Here is an 18,782-nt window from a genome sequence, read left to right on the forward strand (position 1 = left end):
TTATTGTAATAATCTATGACTCCTTGGCAAAAATACCAACAAGATCTACAGCGTGATGACTTTGTTTATGATGCCGCACAAGAAAATGCAGTGCGTCACCTACAAAGGTTATACGATGATTTAACGACTCAAAAACCTGCGACTCAAGGTTGGTTTGCGAAGCTATTTAGTAAAGATAGCACGGCTCCTATAAAAGGTTTGTACTTTTGGGGTGGTGTGGGTCGCGGTAAAACCTATTTAGTCGACACCTTTTATGAGGCGCTACCGGGAACACGGAAAATGCGCGTGCATTTCCATCGCTTTATGCACCGTGTTCACGATGAGCTTAAAAAGCTCAATAAAACGGCTGATCCACTTGAAGTGGTGGCTGATATTCTCAAAGCTGAAACTGACATTATCTGCTTTGACGAATTTTTTGTACAAGACATCACAGATGCCATGCTACTTGGCGGTTTAATGGAAGCATTATTTGCTCGTGGTATCGTTTTAGTGGCAACGTCCAATATTGTGCCTGACGAATTATATCGCAATGGCCTGCAGCGAACTCGTTTTTTACCAGCAATAGCACTCGTAAATGCAAACACTGAAATTGTGAATGTGGATTCGGGTATTGATTACCGATTACGTACTTTGGAGCAGGCTGAGATATTTCATAGCCCGTTGGATGAGCAAGCTGATAAAAACTTGTTTGAGTATTTTGATAAGCTATCGCCAGAGCCTGGCAAGCTCGATACTTCTATACAAATAGAAGGGCGAATGATCAAAACCCGCAAAGTATCCGATTGTATTGTGATGTTTGATTTTGCTGAGCTGTGTGAAAGCGCACGTAGCCAAGTTGATTACATGGAAATAAGCCGATTATATAATACGGTGATTTTATCGAACGTAAAACAACTCGGGCAAAGTAATGATGATGCAGCACGTCGCTTTATTGCATTGGTCGATGAGTTTTACGAGCGCCACGTAACATTGATCATCTCAGCAGAAAAACCAATCACTGAGTTATACACGCAAGGAAATCTTAATTTTGAGTTCAAGCGTTGTATTAGTCGATTGCAAGAAATGCAGTCGTTAGAGTATTTAGCAAGAGAGCATTTGGCGTAGTCTGAGCCGTCAGCCGTCAGCCGTCAGCCGTCAGCCGTCAGCTGTCAGTTAAGGCAAGCTTTTCTTGACACGTAAGTTAATACGAACAAAATTTATAGCTTATAGCTTATAGCTTATAGCTTATAGAACAAATTTCTTGCGGAAAAAACAACCGTTGAGTAGCAATGTGGTAAAAGTGCTGGTATACTCCCGCGTCTGCCACGTTGCGTTCTATTGCCTTCATTAGATTAGCCTCTTTTGAATGGCGCACAAGTCTTAAACTCGAAGGGGTTGGAGCAAACATTTAGAGCGGTAATTAATAATAATTACCTGTGGTTTTAATTGAAAAACATTGGATTTTTATAAATGAAAACGTTTGTTGCTAAACCGGAAACAGTAAAACGTGACTGGTATGTAGTTGACGCTGAAGGTAAAACTTTAGGTCGTATCGCTACTGAAATCGCTCATCGCCTACGCGGTAAGCATAAAGTTGAATATACACCGCACGTAGATACTGGTGATTATATCATCGTTATCAACGCTGAAAAAGTTACTGTAACTGGTAACAAATTCAAAAACAAAGTGTACTATTCACACTCTGGTTTTCCAGGTGGTCTTAAGTCTACTACTTTTGATAAACTTCAAGCTGCAAAGCCTGAAATGATCATCGAGAAGGCTGTTAAGGGCATGTTGCCACGTGGTCCTTTAGGCCGCGCAATGTACCGTAAACTTAAGGTTTACACTGGTACTGAGCACAACCATGCTGCACAACAGCCTCAGGTTCTAGACATTTAAGGAGCACTAACATGGCAAATCAATACTACGGTACAGGTCGTCGTAAAAGTTCAAGTGCTCGCGTATTCTTACGCCCAGGCACTGGTAACATCGTAATCAACAATCGCTCTTTAGAAGAGTATTTTGGTCGCGATACAGCACGCATGGTTGTTCATCAAGCTCTTGGGCTTGTTGATATGACTGAAAAGTTTGATCTTTACATCACCGTTTCTGGTGGTGGTACTACTGGTCAAGCTGGTGCTATCCGTCACGGTATCACTCGTGCACTTATGGAGTTTGACGAGTCATTACGTCCACAACTTCGTAAAGCAGGTTTCGTTACACGTGATGCACGTAAAGTTGAGCGTAAGAAAGTGGGTCTTAAGAAAGCGCGTAAGCGTCCACAGTTCTCAAAACGTTAATATTTACGTTATCAAGAATTCAAAAACCCAGCTTATGCTGGGTTTTTTGTTTTTTGAGCTATAAAAGCTAGCGAGAGTAAAGTTAGCGAGTAGTACAGTGTCAACCAATACACCGTAGCGTGGGTTGGGTATCACGAAACCCATGGGTAAAAGAACGCCACGAATACTTTAAAGCTCAGTGTACCCTTTGAAACAGAAATCTACAGTATTAGAAAACTCGCACTTTTTATAAGTAACCAGCAAACTCGTATTAAATATACGCCTAATAATTAACCTACTACTGCCTTTCCTGCGTATAACTCTAAAAAAAGTTCAATAATTATCATAATTAGTGTAAATCCGTCAGTTAATTGATGAATTTTTTTGCTACAATTGTCTGGCAAGTAATGTGAGTGAGTTCAACAGCACCATGTGCAGTTTTTCTGCTTCCTCTTAGTGAGGTTGATCTTGGTCAGTATATTGTTTTTGTAAAAGTCATATCATAGAGACGGCTCTATGCTCGAGCTAACTTAGTCAATTAGTTGATAAAGTCGGGATTATTCGAGCATGAGGCTGTTAATAACCTTGTTTTAGTCAGGGGTTTTAATTATGATCGCTTCTATTTTAAAATTTCGAAAAATTAACCTGCTGTAACTGATGTTCTCAATATGGCAAGTGTTGAGAATCATAGTGGAGATAAGTGGATGAGCAATGCGCCTGTAGACAATGGCCGACGTCGCTTTTTAACCATAGCTACCTCTGTTGTAGGTGGTGTTGGTGCGGCTGGGGCTGCTGTTCCTTTTATTGCGTCTTGGAATCCAAGTGAGCGAGCTAAATCTGCGGGTGCGCCTGTAGAAGTAGATATCAGCAAACTTGAGCCTGGACAATTAATACGTGTCGAGTGGCGTGGTAAACCTGTATGGGTTGTATCACGTACCCCAAAAATGCTTGAGCAGATGAAAGAACATGAAGGTCAACTTCGTGATCCGCAATCGCAAGAGCCACAACAATTAGAATCATCAACAAATGATTACCGTTCATTACGTCCAGAGATATTTCTCGCTGTAGGTATTTGTACGCATTTAGGATGTTCACCGCAGTTTTTAAGTGGTGGATTTGGTGAAAAGGTAGAAGGAACTGATGACGGTTTCTACTGCCCATGTCATGGTTCTAAATTTGATATGGCTGGCCGTGTATTCCAATCGGTACCTGCTCCATTGAACTTAGAAATACCACCTTATACTTTTCTAGATGAGACCACTATTTTAGTGGGTGAAGAAAGAGGGGTAGCCTAATGTTTGGTAAAATTATTGGTTGGATCGACGATCGTATCCCAATGACACGTGTTTGGAACATGCATATAGCACAGTATCCTGCACCTAAAAACTTTAATTTCTGGTATTTCTTTGGCTCGTTAGCCATGTTAATGCTAGTAAACCAAATCCTTACAGGTATTTGGTTAACCATGAACTATGTTCCGTCTGCTGAGGGCGCGTTTGCGTCAGTAGAATACATCATGCGTGATGTAGAATACGGCTGGTTATTACGCTATTTGCACTCAACGGGTGCGTCAGCGTTCTTCATCGTTATTTATCTGCATATGTTCCGTGGTATGATCTATGGTTCTTATCAAAAACCACGTGAATTACTGTGGTTGTTTGGTATGTTTATTTTCTTAGCACTTATGGCTGAAGCTTTCATGGGGTATTTATTACCTTGGGGGCAAATGTCGTTTTGGGGTGCACAGGTAATCATTTCACTATTCGGTGCTATTCCGGTTATTGGTGATGACTTAACGCTTTGGATCCGTGGTGATTATGTAATATCTGGTGCGACGCTTAACCGCTTCTTTGCACTGCATGTAATTGCATTGCCATTGGTTATCGTGATCTTAGTATTCTTACATATTGTGGCACTTCACGAAGTGGGTTCAAATAACCCTGACGGTGTTGAAATCAAGCGTAAGAAAGGCTCTGTAGCTGAAGAAGATAAGCCTAAATTTAAATTCCATGAGTATTACACTGACAAGAAAGACATTGTTGATGCGATACCGTTCCATCCTTACTACACAGTAAAAGATATTGTGGGTGTGGTTGGTTTCTTAATTTTCTTTTGTTGGGTTGTGTTCTTTATGCCAGCGATGGGTGGGTTCTTTTTAGAAGCGCCAAACTTTGAGCCAGCAAATCCACTTAAGACTCCTGAGCATATTTTCCCAGTGTGGTACTTTACGCCATTCTATGCAATCTTACGTGCAATCCCTGATAAACTTATGGGTGTTGCTGCGATGGGCGCATCGATTGTAGTACTTGCGTTATTACCTTGGCTTGACCGTGGTACAGTTAAATCTGTTCGTTATCGTTGTGGCTTCCATAAATGGAATATTGCAGGTTTTGTGGTTACTTTCGTTCTATTAGGTTGGGTGGGTGCAACTCCTCAAACTGATATGAAAACGATTATCTCGCAAGTCTGTACTGTGACTTACTTTATGTTCTTCGTGCTGTTGTTTGTATACAGTAAGAATGAAAAAACTAAGCCATTGCCAGAGAGGTTGACGAAATGATGAAAAAGCTAATTATCGGTTTATTTGCTTTATCAATAAACGTATTGCCGGCAATGGCGGCGGGTCCTTCGGTTCCATTAATGGAAGCTGGAAATGACCTAACTGATCAGCCTTCGTTGCAACGTGGTGCTAAGTTGTTCATGAACTACTGCCTTGGTTGTCACCAAATGGAGTATCAGCGTTATGAACGTACTTTTCGTGATATCGGTATTCCTACAGAAGTAGGTCTTGAACAATTAATTTTTGATGGTTCAAAAGTCGGTAGTCACATTACCAATGCAATGGAAAAAGATGATGCAGCAAAATGGTTTGGTGCGGCTCCGCCGGATCTAACTCTAATTGCACGTGTAAAATCTCCGGATTATATTTATACGTATTTAAAATCATTTTATAAAGATGAATCTCGTCCGTTTGGCGTAAACAATATTGTTTTCCCATCGGTAGGTATGCCTCACGTTCTTCAAGAATTGCAAGGCTTACCAACACCTATTACTGAACAGGTTGAAGAACATGGTCACACTGTGACTAAAGTTATTGGCACTGAAACAGATGGGTCGGGCGAAATGAGTGTGGATGAATACGACCAAGCGGCTCGTGATTTAACTAACTTCCTCGAATACGTGGGTGAACCTTCACGTCTTGATTCAGAAGCGTTAGGTCTTAAGGTAATCGGATTTTTAATTATCCTGTTTATCTTGGCATTCATGCTTAAGAAAGAATACTGGAGAGATGTTCATTAAGTTTGAACATATTTAAAGGTAATTTTGCAATAGGGGCTTAAGCCCCTATTGCTGTTTTTGTTATTTAATGGAGGTAGGCATGGCCGTAGCTGCCAATAAGCGCCCTGTAATGACCCTTTTTTCTGGTGCTAACTGTATGTATAGCCATCAAGTACGTATTGTACTTGCTGAAAAAGGCGTAAGTGTAGATATTCATCTGGCTGAAAAGGACAACCTGCCAGAAGCACTTCATGAAATTAACCCTTACGGTACAGTGCCAACACTGATTGACCGTGAGTTAGGTTTATATCAGGCAAACATCATCATGGAATACCTTGATGAACGTTTTCCTCATCCTCCACTAATGCCTGTATATCCGGTAATGCGTGGCCGTAGCCGTCTAATGATGCATCGTATCGATACGGACTGGTATAGCCTTGCTGCAAAAGTTTATGGCAATGGCGCAGATGCTGCTCAAGCACGTAAAGAGCTGACAGAAGCATTACTAGCTGTTGCAGCAATCTTTACTGAAGCTCCTTACTTTATGAGTGAAGAATTCAGTTTAGTTGATTGCTACTTAGCACCACTACTATGGCGTTTACCTGAACTTGGTATTGAGCTTAATGGTGCTGGTTCTAAAGAAATGAAAGAATACATGATCCGTTTATTTGAGCGTGAATCATTCCAAGCTTCTTTGACTGAAGCTGAGCGTGAGATCCGTTTGTAATGACGTCTAATCGTCCTTATTTACTCCGCGCTTTTTTTGATTGGATTGTTGATAATCAGTGTACGCCACATTTAGTGGTAAACGCTGATTTTCCTGCAGTGCAAATACCAACACAGTTTATCCAAGATGGTCAAATTGTGCTTAATATTAGCCCTTCAGCTGTCACGCAGTTTTCGATGGATAATCAGCAATTAAGCTTTAGCGCCCGATTTGGTGGTCAGCCAATGCAAGTATATGTGCCAATTGGTGCAGTGCTTGCTATTTATGCCCGCGAAAACGGAGAAGGCACAGTGTTTACCGCAGATGAGTTTTTAGAGGACGAAGACGATTTTGTAGGTGAGCTAGAAAGTGTTGATTTAGACGATGGGTTCACCCCTGATGATGAACCTACACCGCCTAAGCCAGATAATAAAAAAGGCTCGCATTTACGTGTTGTAAAATAATATGTAAATTGACAAAAAAACCGCTAAGTAGCGGTTTTTTTATGTCTGTATAAAAGCGCATTAAAGGTAAAAATCAAAGGTGCTAGGGAAGTAACTAGGTGCAAGGTAAACTCCCGGCTGCGGGCGCATAGGGATTTATGTTTGCGTAGGCGGGGGTTTATACCGCGCAGGTGGTGTTAAAGTTCATAGGCGACGAGCTGCTAGAAGCCGGGTTAAGGTTGATTGTTTACCCCGCGTTTTTTAGTGAAGATGCGCGAGGTAAACTCCCGCCTACAGGGATTAAAAAACCTTGCGATATTAACTGCAAGGCTTTTAAACTCCTCGAACCTGATACCTTTACAAATACTCAAACACTTTAATTACACGTTCAACACCAGATACGTTACGGGCAACGCTTACAGCCGTGTTAGCCTCGGAGTTGGAGACTAAACCCATTAAGAAAACTTCGCCATTTTCAGTAATTACTTTGATGTTATTACTACTAATATTATCGGTAGTAAGTAGCTTTGTTTTTACTTTTGATGTTAACCACGAATCGTGTGTTTTTGTGCTAATGCTAATATTAGAACCGATACGAATCTGATTATGGATCTTACGTATGCCTATTACTGTCTCAATCGCACGATGGGCTTCATTTTTCATTTCTTGATTGGCAACTTGCCCTATCAATAAAACAATGCCATTAACGCTTACAGCGCTTATATTGGCATGATCTGCTAAGCGTGGTATCTCATTTATAGATAAGTTAGCTTTGATCTCGATGTTGTTATCATCTATTTGCGAACCCAAAGTTCGGCGATCATTCGCTGCAGTTACTGCGCCAGCAGTTCCTGCAACAACGGCAACGGCGCAACCTTGTAAAAATAAAACTGTACTGATAATAATAAGTGAGTGCTTGAGCATTAACTTTCATCCTGTGGAAATAGGGTTAAATCGATTAGCTCACTTAGGCAATGAAGGTTAACTAAGTGTGACTCTATAATGCGACTAGGGCGCTTTGATGGTACGCGGATCTCAACATCATTTGCGCCAAGCAAGCCTGCTAATTCACCACCATCATCACCAACTAAAACGATCACTTTCATATCTTTAGTTAACGCAGCCTCAACCGCAGAAATAATATTCTTTTCATTACCATTAATGGCCAGTACCAGCAATAAATCACCTTGTTGTGCAAACGCACGCACTTGGCGAGCAAATGTATCTTGTTCGTCACTTTGGCTCGTTTGACCTAAGTTAATATGCTCTTGCGATAACGCAATTGCAGGTAGGCACGGGCGTTCTGTTTCATAAAAATTAATCAACACACCAGCCATGTGTTGAGCCAGCATATGACAGCTTGCTGTGCCGCAAAAAATCAATTTATTACCATTGATTAAGCTTTGCGCAATTGTGAATGCGGCGCTTTCTAACGCACTAGGCAAAACTTCACCTGCAGCAATCTGCACTTGAATACTTTCTGTAAAAATTTCTTTTATTGTATCTTGCATATTAAAATACGTTTTTTATCCAATTAAGTTGTTGCGGCACTTCGCCGGTTATTGCGACAAAGTCAATTCTGAGCGCTTGATTACTCAGTTTTTTAAATGCTAAATAATGATAAATTGTACGTTTTAAACGTTGCTGTTTTTGTTTACCAAGTGCATGCAGCGCGCCGCCTTTTATGTGGCTACTGCGAAACTTCACTTCAACAAATACTAATGTATCACCATCACGCATTATCACATCTAGTTCGCCGTAGGGGCAGTTATAGTTGCGCTCAATGGCTATTAAACCTTGTTCTTCTAAATACTTTTGCGCTTGTAACTCGTAATACTGACCTTTTTCACGGCTATTTTGCCATAGTTGTTTAAACCAAGACATCACAACATCCTTATTTTGCTGGCCTCAAATCAGGATTATAGCTACTCACTCCCCATTTGGTCACTTGCTGTTTGCATAAATAATGGGATCGGTGCATGTGTTTTAAGTTGCACGGCGCTAATTTGCTTGTTTTTGTATTGAGCCCAATTCAAATGACGGTTAATTTGGCCATCGCTAGTAATGCTTAATTGGCCTGTTAAACCACTGAACTGCTTACCAGGGATCATACTCAACTGTGTAATATCACTAAGCATTGCTACGGAGTCATAGGCCATCGCAAATAATCGTTGGCTTATATCAGCTTGATCAGGCCATAAAGTATTATATTGCTGACGTAAGGCTTGCTTTGATATCTGGTCACTTAGCATCCACGGTAACTCAGTAAAGTACAAACCATCTAAGTCACCTTTATCAGTTTTATCAATTTGTTTACTATGACTTTTTGAACTTGCGTAAAGTGGGATCCGTTCAGCAAAGGTACTTACATTTACATCTAAATAAGGTTTGAGCAAACGGGTTTCCATGGCATCACCTAGGATATAAATAACATCAATATCACGACGAGATCGAGTTTCGCTTTCAACTTCTTGTTTAAATAATGATTTTACTGTGCTGATTCGCTCCTTCGATTTATCCACTTCGAGTAAGCTGGTTATCGTTGTAGGCATGTCCTTTTTATCATCGTATAAACCGACTTCTGGTTTTGTTTCACTATAGCGTTGCCACTGAACATTAAAGTACTCAACTAACCGTTGACCAGCACCGTTATTTGGCGCAAGCAACATCGGTTTTTGGTAACCCATTGCTAAAAAGTGTTCCAGCGCTTGCTGAACTTCATGCTCAGGATTAAGTGCAAAGAAATAATGCTGAGTTGATGTGCGTTCGCCATCAAATGAATTTAAATGTAAAGTTGGATAGCTTTGCAGAGCTTGATTAGCCACAAGTTTATCAATGTTACCTTTGAGTAATGGGCCAATCACAAAGTTTGGTTTAATCTCGCTAAGCTTAGCTGTTATTTCTGAGGGACTAAGCATTTCATCAATAAAAATGGTCTCTTGAATCGGTGAGCTATCTAGCGCACCTAAAATACCTGCTTTTAATGCATCACCTAATCGTTCATTTGCACCTGACTGAGGAATTAGCACTACTAAACGTTCAATATCTAAGGGGGCAATAGCTATAAGTGCGGCCGCTTTCTTAGGCAATACATCTATCGCAGGGTGAGTTGGATAGCGTCGCTGCCAATTATTAATTGCCTGATCCAATTCAACAGGTGCGCCTAAATACACTAAATGATATAAAGCTAAATTAACCCAACCTTGTTGAACAACAGAGCCGCGGTTAAAGCGTTCAAGCGCGTAAGATGAAAGCTGTTTTAAGTTTTCCCATAACCCTTTGTTTAACTGCGGTATGGTTAAGTTATTTTTACTTGCAGTCTCTGACGCCCTAAAAAAGTAAGGCATCGCGTCTTTAGGTAAATTTTGTGATGCGTAAATACTGGCTGTTAGATACTGGTGCCATGCAAAGTGTTCGGGCTGCGTTAGTTGTGAATCTAAACTGGCGAGGATTTCAAGCGCCAAAGTGTTCTTGTTTTGCTGCTTTTGTGCAAATGCGATGTAAAGCTTGTTTTGTACCTGATCAACACTCGGAGTACGCTCAAGTTCGATACACACTTGTTCCAATAGTGGCCAGCTTTGTTCAGTTATTGCTGCGTCACGAGCACTGTACAGTAGCTGAATTTTATCAGCACCTTGGCGATTCAAAGCAATTTGGTACATAGATTGTGCATCAGTCGCTTGAATTTGTGTGGTGCTATTAGCTGAACTGAGGTTTTCAGTGGTTTTAGTCGGTTTTTCGGTTGTACTACAGGCCGATAACCCTGACAATATGATTAATAGACTAACAAGTTTAAGTCGCACAATGATTTCCCAATACGTTAACGCGATTTGCTTATATTACTGACTGACGCAGGAGACCTCAATGTTAAATGAGGAGAATTCACAGAAAATCGGCACTCTTTACATTGTAGCCACCCCAATCGGCAATTTTGACGATTTAAGTCAGCGCGCAATCGCGACATTATCGCAAGTTGACTTAATCGCTGCTGAAGACACTCGCCACACCGGCAAGTTGCTCAGTCATTTTGGGATTAAAGCAAAAACGTTTGCTTTGCATGACCATAACGAAAAGCAAAAAGCGCAACAAATTATTGATCAACTTAATCAAGGTTTAAATATTGCGTTGGTATCGGATGCCGGCACACCGCTGATTAGTGATCCAGGGTATGCCGTGGTTAACTTATGCCGAGAGCAAGGTGCGCATGTTACGCCAATTCCAGGTGCGTGTGCTGCAATTACGGCCGTATGTTGTTCAGGCTTACCAACTGATCGTTTTCAGTTTATTGGCTTTACACCCGCTAAAAGTAAAGCGCGACAAGATTTTTTCATTGATGCGGTTAATTCCAACATCACCAGCATCATGTACGAAAGCACGCATCGTATAATGGCCAGCCTTGACGATTTAGAAGCTGCGCTTGGCAGCGATCAGCAGGTTGTATTTGCTAAAGAGCTAACCAAAACATTTGAAACCTTTTTTAATGGCACAGTAAGCGAGCTTAAACAATTTTTAACTGACGATCCAACCAAGCAGCGCGGTGAAATAGTACTCATGTTGCCTGGTAAAGCAAAGCTTGTTGATGATGTACCACCTGAGGCGCGTAAAATGCTGGCGCTCCTTGAGAATGAAATGCCAATGAAAAAAGCCTGCGGTATTGTGGCTGATTACTTCGGCATGAAGAAAAATGCCTTATATAAAACAATTATCGACGAAAAAGAATAAATCTTACTGCACATACCGCTTAGCTCAGGTATAATGCGCGCCGAGTCAGCCAAGATGATCGCTGCCTGTGACGAAAATGATCAGGGGGAGGAAAGTCCGGGCTCCATAGGGCAGGGTGCCAGCTAACGGCTGGGGGGCGCGAGCCCACGACAAGTGCAGCAGAGAGGAGACCGCCAATCTTCGGATTGGTAAGGGTGAAAGGGTGCGGTAAGAGCGCACCGGGCCACTAGTAATAGTTGGTTGCAAGGTAAACTCCACCCGGAGCAAGACCAAATAGGGTTCTATCATTTTAAATAATGAACGCGTGGCCCACGTGAGAACCGGGTAGGTTGCTTGAGCCATAGAGCGATTTATGGCCTAGACGAATGATTATCACTTTCTTCGGAAAGGACAAAACCCGGCTTATAGGCTGACTCACTCATTCAATAAAAAGCCCGCAGTTAACGCTGCGGGCTTTTTTGTGCTTGAAATTTGCTATCAGATTTTAGCCATAAGCCATAAGAGTGAAAGTGAGTTTCTAGGCAGGTTACAAAAGAAGTGAGCTTTAAAAGGCAATTTGGTCACGCGGCTAACGTTAATACATATTAACGTTAATTTACTTTCTGCACATGACTTAAGTTTTTTTACTATTGATAGCTTTAAACACTGAGTAGCTGAGGGCTAATACTAGGCAGATGGTTGCGGGGATAAAGAGTGCGTTAAATTTATAAAAATGGAATGAATAGGCTCCTAACGTGCCGCCGAAAATAAACCCTGAGATGATCAGTAGGAATAATCGTGCTTTTCGGCTATCAAATGATTCGCCTCTTAATTTTGCACCAAGCATTAACCCTAGATCAGTAAAGATGCCGGTAACATGAGTGGTACGAATAACTGCGCCGCTATAAGTTGTGGCTAATGCATTTTGTAACCCACATGCTGCGGATGCTAGGTAGTGGCCGATCATTGAACTATCAGATAGAAAATACACTGAACCGGCCAGTAATAGTGCTTCAAATAATAGTAAGCCGCTGTAGTTATGGCTGAGTTTAAGTGCGCCACTTGGTAAAAATGCGCCTGATAGTGCTGCACCGATAATAAAGCTAAGCAAAATAAAAATTAAATGTAAGGTGTCAGCCACATTAGTGATAATAAAGCTGGTGCCAAGTTGAGTTGCGGTGCCAGATAGGTGCGAAATTGATTGATGTTTGAAGCCTAATAACCCAATCGAATTGACAAGCCCTGCAACCAGAGCAAGTAAAAAAGATCCAGCCTCTACCCAACGAGGTAATTTTGAAATCACAGTTAATAGTTATATTAAAATGAGTATATAAATAACCTATCAGTTAGTTATTTATTACACAACCTGAATCTAATTTTTGCGTCCATTCAATTCGTATTCAACGGCTTTTTATTCAAGGATTGCGCGCTTTTTGCAAGTGCCAAAAACGCCTGTTCCGCTATTGGTTTTGAAAGTAAATAATCTACGTCCATTTTTGTGTCTGCTGTTTTATAGTGAAGTACCGCTATTTTTTAACCCTTTAAAATTTAAATAATATTATTACCTTGTTCGGGATCACGAGATTCATCGGCTTGTTCGCGAATATCATCAGTATCACTGCTTACATCGTCAATACCGTGTTCATGCTGTGTTGTTGCACGTTTTTTAATGTGGGGTTTCGTGTTTGTGGTTTCTGTTGCCGCTGTTTTAGGTGCTATTGCTGGGGGGTAAATATCTTCACCTTGGCTATTAAGCAGTACGCGTTCTCTGGCATCGTCAGGCATGCTTATTTGATGTTGAGTAAAGTTATTGATTAATTCTCGCATGAGTTGTGAAGCTACTTTTACAACACTATGTTGTTCGCTATTGACCCAAAAGTACACGGTAAAGTTGATGGTGGCTGAGCCTAAGTTATCAACTAATACTTGAGGGGGTGGATCGCTAAGCACTGCGGTTTGCTCTGATATTGTGCTAATAGCAAGGCTTTGTGCGGTGCGAATATCATTATCGTAGCCAATTCCTATTGAGAAATGACCTCGCATTTTGGGGTTTGCTGTTAAGTTTTTAATAACATTTTTATAAACGCTCGCGTTAGGTATTTGTATATGGTTACCATCAAAATCAACAAGGGTTGTTGCACGCGCAGTTACTTTTTTTACAACACCTAGGCGACCGTCTACCTCAATAACGTCGTCTATTTTAAAAGGGCGTTGTACGCTTAGTAACATGCTTGAAATAAAGTTTTCGGCGATATCCCTAAATGCAAACCCTAAAATTAAACCGAGAAGGCCTGTTCCGCTCATTACCGCGACGGCAAATTGAGTTAAACCAGCGAGCCTTAAAAATAAATAAATGCCAAATAATATGATTAAAGTACTAATGAACCGTCTTGTGACTACATGCAACAAGCGGCTTTCACTTACGTACCCTAAAGGCTTAAGTAATAAGTAAGATAAGGGCTTTGCTAAAAAATAACAGCTTACGATCGCAAGTATACCCAATATGAGTGCGGGTAACATTTGCGCCGTAGTCTGTAAAAAGTACGTTATTTGCTCGCTGAACCCTTGGGCTGTGAACTGCCAAGGCTGCTCTACTTTCAGCTTGGTTGAGTCCTTCTCTATTAACTTAACAAACTGATTTATAAATATAAAAAAATTATTCATTGATACAAATCCCTTGCGGTGGCAGGTCTGATTGTTGATGTGTAAGTGCAAATAATAGACCATAATTTAATGGCAAGTTTGTTGCAGGTTAAACGTATTAACTTTAACCACAGTTTAAAATGTGATGAGGTATAAAATGCATACTGCGAAAAATAAAAGAGGTCATCAAGCTCGTACGCCTACCTCTATACCTATACTTGGTTGGTGGGACATTACTAAGCGAGTTTATGTTAGTTTGTCACAAGATAATTTATCGTTTGTGGCTGCGGGGGTCGCATTTTATGCGTTGTTGGCTATTTTTCCTGCGATTGCTGCGTTGGTATCTGTTTATGCTTACTTTTCATCACCAGCTGAAATATCAGCACATTTAAGCCAATTTATCACATTGTTACCGCCTAGTAGTCGTGACATTGTGCTTGAACAAGTGACTGCTGTGAGTCAAAAGTCGCATACCACTTTAAGTATAAGCGCCATAGGTACTTTGTTGCTTGCTATATGGAGTAGCAGTAAAGGCTGCCAAGCATTAATTACGGCATGTAATATTACTTACCATGAGCATAATAAACGGGCGTTTTTTCAAGCATTGATTGTACGGTTTATATTTTCGGTGGGTGCGATTATGGTTGCAGTCATCGCGCTGCTCATTATCGGTATTTTACCTATAGCACTTAATTTGGTTGGGTTAACTCAACAGGTCGATATTGTCATTCAATTAGTCTCATGGCCATTATTGGCGCTTGTTTTTAATTTTGCATTGGCATGCTTGTATCGTTATGCGCCCCATAGAAAAGCGGCTAAATGGCGCTGGGTAACACCGGGTTCTTTAATTGCGATGGTGTTGTGGATAGTGGCTTCGTTGGGATTTTCGTTTTATGTTGCTAAATTTGCTTCGTATAACGAAACTTATGGTTCATTGGGGGGCGTTGTGATCATGCTAATGTGGTTGTACATCAGTGCTTATATTATCATTTTTGGTGCAGCTATCAATGCATGCGCAGAGCAGCAAACAATGTTTGATAGCACTATTGGCCCCGCTAAAGATGTGGGTGAACGGGGCGCTTTTGTGGCTGACAGACTAACCACCTTACAAAAGAAAAATAGGGTTGATTAGGGCGTGTTGACCTTTGTGGATTGAAATTTGTTCAACCTAGGGGCGATTTAATCGCGGCGCGAGGTTTGTAACCTAGCGGGCTAAGTAAAAACCGAGTAACAAAGAGTCAATCGCCCCTAGGAAGAACCCTTTGGGCAGCGCATGTTTGGTATTTATACTGCGTTATCACCTATTTATGGGGAACAACCACACGACATAGGCTCTGCCTTGCCTAAATACCAAACATACTGCTGCAAAATCAATCACGAAAGGTCAACACGCCCTAATCATTTGTTTTTGAATTATTGAGTAGGGCGATAAATTCTTGCTCAGGTAATGGTTTTGAAAATAAGTATCCTTGGCCATAGTCGCAGCCAAGTTCCATTAATAGGTGGCGTTGTTCGGTTGTTTCAATCCCTTCGGCGATCACTTTTAAACCAAACTGGTGCGCCATCGTTATTATGGCCTTACATAGCGCGAGTTCTTGGTTATTAGCATGAATGTTATCAACAAAGCATTTGTCTATTTTTAGGTAATCGGCGTCCATTTGCTGTAAATAAGCAAGGGATGAGTAACCAGTACCAAAATCATCTAAGGCAAGCTCCATACCTGAACGCACTAGCGATTTGAGCCTTTGTTGGGTTAAATGCTCTGGCGTGATCATTAGTCCTTCGGTGATCTCTGCCACAATGGCGCTAGGTGGTAAATTGGCTGCTTCAAGTAGCGCAGGCCATTGATCAATACCACTATCAAGGCAGCTAAATTGTACGGGTGAGACGTTAATACTTAGCTGAAAATTAGGGTCTATTTTTTCGCGTAATATATTAAGTGTTTGTAATGCTCTAGTGAAAACAAATTGTCCCAGAGGATTAATATAGCGAGACTCTTCAGCAAGAGGTATAAATTGTGCGGGGCTAATAATTCCTTGTCTTGGGTGTAACCAGCGGATCAAGGCTTCAGCTTTGTGGATCGTCCCAGAATCAAGATCAACAATAGGTTGATAATAAAGATCAAATTGTTGCTTCTCAATGCCTCTGCGAATGTTTTTTAGTAAATTCATTCTAGCTTGTGCTTGCTCACGTAAATTTAAGTTAAAAAACGCAAAGCAGTTTCGGCCATTTTGCTTGGCTTGATACATAGCTTGATCGGCTGCTTTTAACAGCAGTTCAGAAGTGTCACCATCAGTTGGAGCAATTGCAATACCGATACTGGCTGCTATATACACTTCTTCATTCTCTAAATGGAATGGTTTTGACATCGCTTTGAGCACATCATTGGCGACCTTTTTAATATGAGCATCGCTTACTAATTTGGTATGCACCATAACAAACTCATCACCACCAATGCGGGCAATAAAGTCAAGATCAGCTATCGCATATTGTAGCCGAGTAGCAATGAGCTTAAGTAACTCATCACCATAGTAATGGCCTAAAGTATCATTTATATCTTTAAAGTGATCGAGATCTAGTAACATTAACACTAGCGGCTCTGTGGGATTGCAATGTGTACTGAGGCGTAAATTTAGTCGTTCTTTTAACTCAATTCTATTTGGCAGGTTGGTTAAATGATCAAAGTGAGTTTGGTGCCAAATTAAATCATCCGCAGCTTTTTTCTCGGTAAGATCAGTAAAAATAGCAACACGGCGCTGGGGTTGGTGATATTCATCGTATACGGTATCGATAGTAAGCCATTCGGTGAACAGTTCGCCATGTTTACGTCGATTAATTACTTCACCTTGCCAGCGTCCTGTTTCTTGTATTTCCTGCCACATTGCATAATAAAACGCTTTTGTGTGTTTTCCTGAGCTTAAGATTGCGGTGGTTTTGCCCAGTACTTCTTCTTTACGGTACTCGGTTACCTTACAAAAAGCGGGATTTACATCTAAAATCATGCCGTTTGGATCAGTGATCGCCATGCCTTCACTGCTGTTTGAATAAACAAGTGAGGCGAGGTGAGAGGCTTTTGCAGCTTGTTTTTGTTCACTAATATCTTGTAAAACTATAGTGTATTCATTGCTGTTTTGTTTTGCGCTAATACGCACCGCAAAAATATGCTCGGCAGTGGTGTTATTTTCGGTTAACTCAAAATAGGTGGTTTCATTTTTTGCAGGTAAATTTTTAAGTAATTGCTTACTTTTTTCTTCGTCTAAAATATCGCGTAAATGTAGTTTAGAACGAGTAAAAACTGGGGTGTTGAGCTGTGATATTTGGCCACCTAAATTAAGTACTTCACCATGAACGTTTACCCTAATATAAATGTCGGGTAAAGCGTTTAATAAGCTACTTAGTTCATCATGCTGGCGTTTTACATTAGCTTCTGCGTTTAGGCGCGTTTGTGCCATTTCTTCAAAGTGTGTGTATAACGTGTTTAGCTCAGGGCTGTTTAGGCTAAATTGCTTTGGTAATTGTCCAGATGCCAGTTCTTTAATCGCCGTAGTTAGGCGGGCAATGGGTGTTAATACTGATTGCTTTAATCGTATATGGGCAAATATGCACAATATAAAAATCATGAAAATAAAAGCAAAAATAGTATTTAAAAATAGATGATTGGCTTCTTTTATTGCATTGTTAAAGGGGATCGCAACATACACATTTAAGGTGTTTTTCACTTCATCTTGGTACATTACTTGACTATGTAAAACATGGTTTACACCTTTAAAATCAACAATGTTGTTTACTGCTGGTTGCTCAATACTAAAACCATAATGACTAACATTTGCGCCAAATAAACTAGGATCATTGGGATAATTGGCAATAATTCGGCCATGGCTATCCGTGATGACTGCAATTGCATTGGGTGGTAAGTGGAAGTTTGCGAGTTTTTGGCTCCACCAATCTAATGTTATTACTGTAACAACAGCGCCATATGGTGTTTGTTTATCATCTAAAAGTGGGTAAGCAAAGTTTACAGTTAATGTATCTAAGCTACGATCTTTTTGAAAAAAACCAATCGCAAAATTTTTAGTTTCTAGCGCATTTTGAAAGTATTCACGATCAGCAATGTTGATCTCTTCCTTAACGCCTTTTAATAAACATTGTGGATCACCTTTTAAGTTAGTAATACCAATATTCGCAATTTCAGGCTTAAGTGCTTGGACTTTTGTTAAGTAATACGGGCATTCGGATATAAGCGGTGAGCTAAAATCTTTTAAGCTGGCTAATTGTGTTGTGAATATTTCAATTTCGTTAAGTATCTCAGTCTGTTGGGTGGCAAGTTGTTCAGCAATAGCTAATGCCTGAAAGCGACTCTCCTGTAGTGCAGTTTCCTTTGCATGCCAAAGGCTAAACAGCATCACGACAATACCAGGCAAGCTTAACAATATAAACAAACGGTAAAGGCGATGTTTTAATGACGACGAAAAAATGATGATACTCTTCTAACTTTGCACTCAATTCAAAATTGTAGCCAATAATGTAAAAAATAACCACGTATTATATAAGGTTAAGTGAATATTCATTTAAAACGAATGATTGATGTTACTTTATATAATACAATGTTACTAATTTTGGTGCATCAAAGCCCTTTAAATAATGATAAGTTATTGTTGAATTTAAATAATCGTATAGTTGATGTGTTATTACCCATTTTATAATTAAGTAATATCATTGATTGAAATTCAATAAGGTATTTTGATGGCGCGT

Annotated in this window: 17 protein-coding genes and 1 other RNA gene; 11 read left to right on the forward strand and 7 right to left on the reverse strand. The window is 40.4% G+C overall.

Translation table 11 applies throughout. From position 1 onward, the window contains the following. The first annotated feature begins 15 nt into the window (after nt 1-15). The 8 genes from zapE to HJP15_RS14760 all read left to right on the forward strand — a co-directional run bounded on the left by zapE (nt 16) and on the right by HJP15_RS14760 (nt 6,707). A complete protein-coding gene (zapE, locus tag HJP15_RS14725; RefSeq protein WP_170174063.1) occupies nt 16-1,104 on the forward strand; it encodes a cell division protein ZapE in 1,089 nt (362 codons plus the stop codon). 345 nt (nt 1,105-1,449) lie between these two features. Beyond that, the gene (rplM, locus tag HJP15_RS14730) at nt 1,450-1,878 is read left to right on the forward strand and encodes a 50S ribosomal protein L13 (protein ID WP_007378318.1); all 429 of its coding nucleotides are present in this window, start codon (nt 1,450-1,452) and stop codon (nt 1,876-1,878) included. Between the two features lie 11 nt (nt 1,879-1,889). Continuing rightward, complete coding sequence (gene rpsI / locus HJP15_RS14735) at nt 1,890-2,279, forward strand: 30S ribosomal protein S9 (protein WP_054204396.1); 390 nt, start codon at nt 1,890-1,892, stop codon at nt 2,277-2,279. 683 nt (nt 2,280-2,962) lie between these two features. Further along, on the forward strand, nt 2,963-3,553 hold the full coding sequence (gene petA / locus HJP15_RS14740; RefSeq protein ID WP_054204395.1) for a ubiquinol-cytochrome c reductase iron-sulfur subunit: 591 nt from the start codon (nt 2,963-2,965) through the stop codon (nt 3,551-3,553). Continuing rightward, entirely contained in the window at nt 3,553-4,818 is a 1,266-nt protein-coding gene (locus HJP15_RS14745) for a cytochrome b (protein ID WP_054204394.1), read from the forward strand. The genes petA and HJP15_RS14745 overlap by 1 nt, the downstream gene beginning before the upstream one ends. Continuing rightward, a complete protein-coding gene (locus HJP15_RS14750; protein ID WP_054204393.1) occupies nt 4,815-5,558 on the forward strand; it encodes a cytochrome c1 in 744 nt (247 codons plus the stop codon). Before HJP15_RS14745 ends, HJP15_RS14750 begins: the two co-directional genes overlap by 4 nt. A gap of 79 nt (nt 5,559-5,637) precedes the next feature. Further along, nucleotides 5,638-6,264, forward strand: a complete 627-nt coding sequence (sspA, locus tag HJP15_RS14755) for a stringent starvation protein SspA (RefSeq protein ID WP_054204392.1) — start codon at nt 5,638-5,640, stop codon at nt 6,262-6,264. After that, nucleotides 6,264-6,707, forward strand: coding sequence for a ClpXP protease specificity-enhancing factor (locus HJP15_RS14760; protein WP_054204391.1), 444 nt, complete (start codon nt 6,264-6,266; stop codon nt 6,705-6,707). The genes sspA and HJP15_RS14760 overlap by 1 nt, the downstream gene beginning before the upstream one ends. A gap of 336 nt (nt 6,708-7,043) precedes the next feature. On the opposite strand, the gene dolP is transcribed toward HJP15_RS14760, so the two are convergent. Genes dolP through HJP15_RS14780 form a run of 4 tightly spaced genes read right to left on the reverse strand, consistent with a single transcriptional unit; the run spans nt 7,044 to nt 10,489 of the window. Further along, the gene (gene dolP / locus HJP15_RS14765) at nt 7,044-7,610 is read right to left on the reverse strand and encodes a division/outer membrane stress-associated lipid-binding lipoprotein (protein ID WP_054204390.1); all 567 of its coding nucleotides are present in this window, start codon (nt 7,608-7,610) and stop codon (nt 7,044-7,046) included. After that, nucleotides 7,610-8,197, reverse strand: a complete 588-nt coding sequence (locus HJP15_RS14770; protein WP_054204389.1) for an SIS domain-containing protein — start codon at nt 8,195-8,197, stop codon at nt 7,610-7,612. The genes dolP and HJP15_RS14770 overlap by 1 nt, the downstream gene beginning before the upstream one ends. A gap of 1 nt (nt 8,198) precedes the next feature. After that, nucleotides 8,199-8,570, reverse strand: coding sequence for a YraN family protein (locus HJP15_RS14775; protein ID WP_054204388.1), 372 nt, complete (start codon nt 8,568-8,570; stop codon nt 8,199-8,201). A 41-nt stretch (nt 8,571-8,611) separates the two neighbouring features. Next, complete coding sequence (locus tag HJP15_RS14780; protein ID WP_064435743.1) at nt 8,612-10,489, reverse strand: penicillin-binding protein activator; 1,878 nt, start codon at nt 10,487-10,489, stop codon at nt 8,612-8,614. A gap of 61 nt (nt 10,490-10,550) precedes the next feature. Between HJP15_RS14780 and rsmI the strand changes: the two genes are divergently transcribed. Beyond that, the gene (gene rsmI, locus HJP15_RS14785; RefSeq protein ID WP_054204386.1) at nt 10,551-11,408 is read left to right on the forward strand and encodes a 16S rRNA (cytidine(1402)-2'-O)-methyltransferase; all 858 of its coding nucleotides are present in this window, start codon (nt 10,551-10,553) and stop codon (nt 11,406-11,408) included. Nucleotides 11,409-11,449: 41 nt separating this feature from the next. After that, nucleotides 11,450-11,829: RNase P RNA component class A (rnpB, locus tag HJP15_RS14790), an RNA gene on the forward strand. Between the two features lie 192 nt (nt 11,830-12,021). On the opposite strand, the gene HJP15_RS14795 is transcribed toward rnpB, so the two are convergent. Both HJP15_RS14795 and HJP15_RS14800 read right to left on the reverse strand, forming a co-directional pair. Continuing rightward, entirely contained in the window at nt 12,022-12,690 is a 669-nt protein-coding gene (locus tag HJP15_RS14795) for a DUF1275 family protein (RefSeq protein WP_170174064.1), read from the reverse strand. Nucleotides 12,691-12,935: 245 nt separating this feature from the next. Beyond that, a complete protein-coding gene (locus HJP15_RS14800; protein WP_170174065.1) occupies nt 12,936-14,051 on the reverse strand; it encodes a mechanosensitive ion channel family protein in 1,116 nt (371 codons plus the stop codon). Between the two features lie 136 nt (nt 14,052-14,187). On the opposite strand from HJP15_RS14800, the gene HJP15_RS14805 reads away from it, so the two are divergent. Then, nucleotides 14,188-15,162, forward strand: a complete 975-nt coding sequence (locus tag HJP15_RS14805; RefSeq protein ID WP_054206650.1) for a YihY/virulence factor BrkB family protein — start codon at nt 14,188-14,190, stop codon at nt 15,160-15,162. Between the two features lie 262 nt (nt 15,163-15,424). Here HJP15_RS14805 and HJP15_RS14810 read toward each other — a convergent pair whose 3' ends face one another. After that, complete coding sequence (locus HJP15_RS14810; protein ID WP_170174087.1) at nt 15,425-18,433, reverse strand: bifunctional diguanylate cyclase/phosphodiesterase; 3,009 nt, start codon at nt 18,431-18,433, stop codon at nt 15,425-15,427. Nucleotides 18,434-18,782 lie beyond the last annotated feature (349 nt).

The sequence above is a fragment of the Pseudoalteromonas sp. NEC-BIFX-2020_002 genome (assembly GCF_013002825.1).
In the GTDB taxonomy this organism is placed as follows: Bacteria; Pseudomonadota; Gammaproteobacteria; order Enterobacterales; family Alteromonadaceae; genus Pseudoalteromonas; species Pseudoalteromonas neustonica.

Coding starts and splice junctions, on each gene's coding strand:
- zapE (WP_170174063.1), top strand. CDS start 16: ATGACTCCTTGGCAAAAATACCAACAAGATCTACAGCGTGATGACTTT.
- rplM (WP_007378318.1), top strand. CDS start 1,450: ATGAAAACGTTTGTTGCTAAACCGGAAACAGTAAAACGTGACTGGTAT.
- rpsI (WP_054204396.1), top strand. CDS start 1,890: ATGGCAAATCAATACTACGGTACAGGTCGTCGTAAAAGTTCAAGTGCT.
- petA (WP_054204395.1), top strand. CDS start 2,963: ATGAGCAATGCGCCTGTAGACAATGGCCGACGTCGCTTTTTAACCATA.
- HJP15_RS14745 (WP_054204394.1), top strand. CDS start 3,553: ATGTTTGGTAAAATTATTGGTTGGATCGACGATCGTATCCCAATGACA.
- HJP15_RS14750 (WP_054204393.1), top strand. CDS start 4,815: ATGATGAAAAAGCTAATTATCGGTTTATTTGCTTTATCAATAAACGTA.
- sspA (WP_054204392.1), top strand. CDS start 5,638: ATGGCCGTAGCTGCCAATAAGCGCCCTGTAATGACCCTTTTTTCTGGT.
- HJP15_RS14760 (WP_054204391.1), top strand. CDS start 6,264: ATGACGTCTAATCGTCCTTATTTACTCCGCGCTTTTTTTGATTGGATT.
- dolP (WP_054204390.1), bottom strand. CDS start 7,610: ATGCTCAAGCACTCACTTATTATTATCAGTACAGTTTTATTTTTACAA.
- HJP15_RS14770 (WP_054204389.1), bottom strand. CDS start 8,197: ATGCAAGATACAATAAAAGAAATTTTTACAGAAAGTATTCAAGTGCAG.
- HJP15_RS14775 (WP_054204388.1), bottom strand. CDS start 8,570: ATGTCTTGGTTTAAACAACTATGGCAAAATAGCCGTGAAAAAGGTCAG.
- rsmI (WP_054204386.1), top strand. CDS start 10,551: ATGTTAAATGAGGAGAATTCACAGAAAATCGGCACTCTTTACATTGTA.
- HJP15_RS14800 (WP_170174065.1), bottom strand. CDS start 14,051: ATGAATAATTTTTTTATATTTATAAATCAGTTTGTTAAGTTAATAGAG.
- HJP15_RS14805 (WP_054206650.1), top strand. CDS start 14,188: ATGCATACTGCGAAAAATAAAAGAGGTCATCAAGCTCGTACGCCTACC.
- HJP15_RS14810 (WP_170174087.1), bottom strand. CDS start 18,433: ATGCTGTTTAGCCTTTGGCATGCAAAGGAAACTGCACTACAGGAGAGT.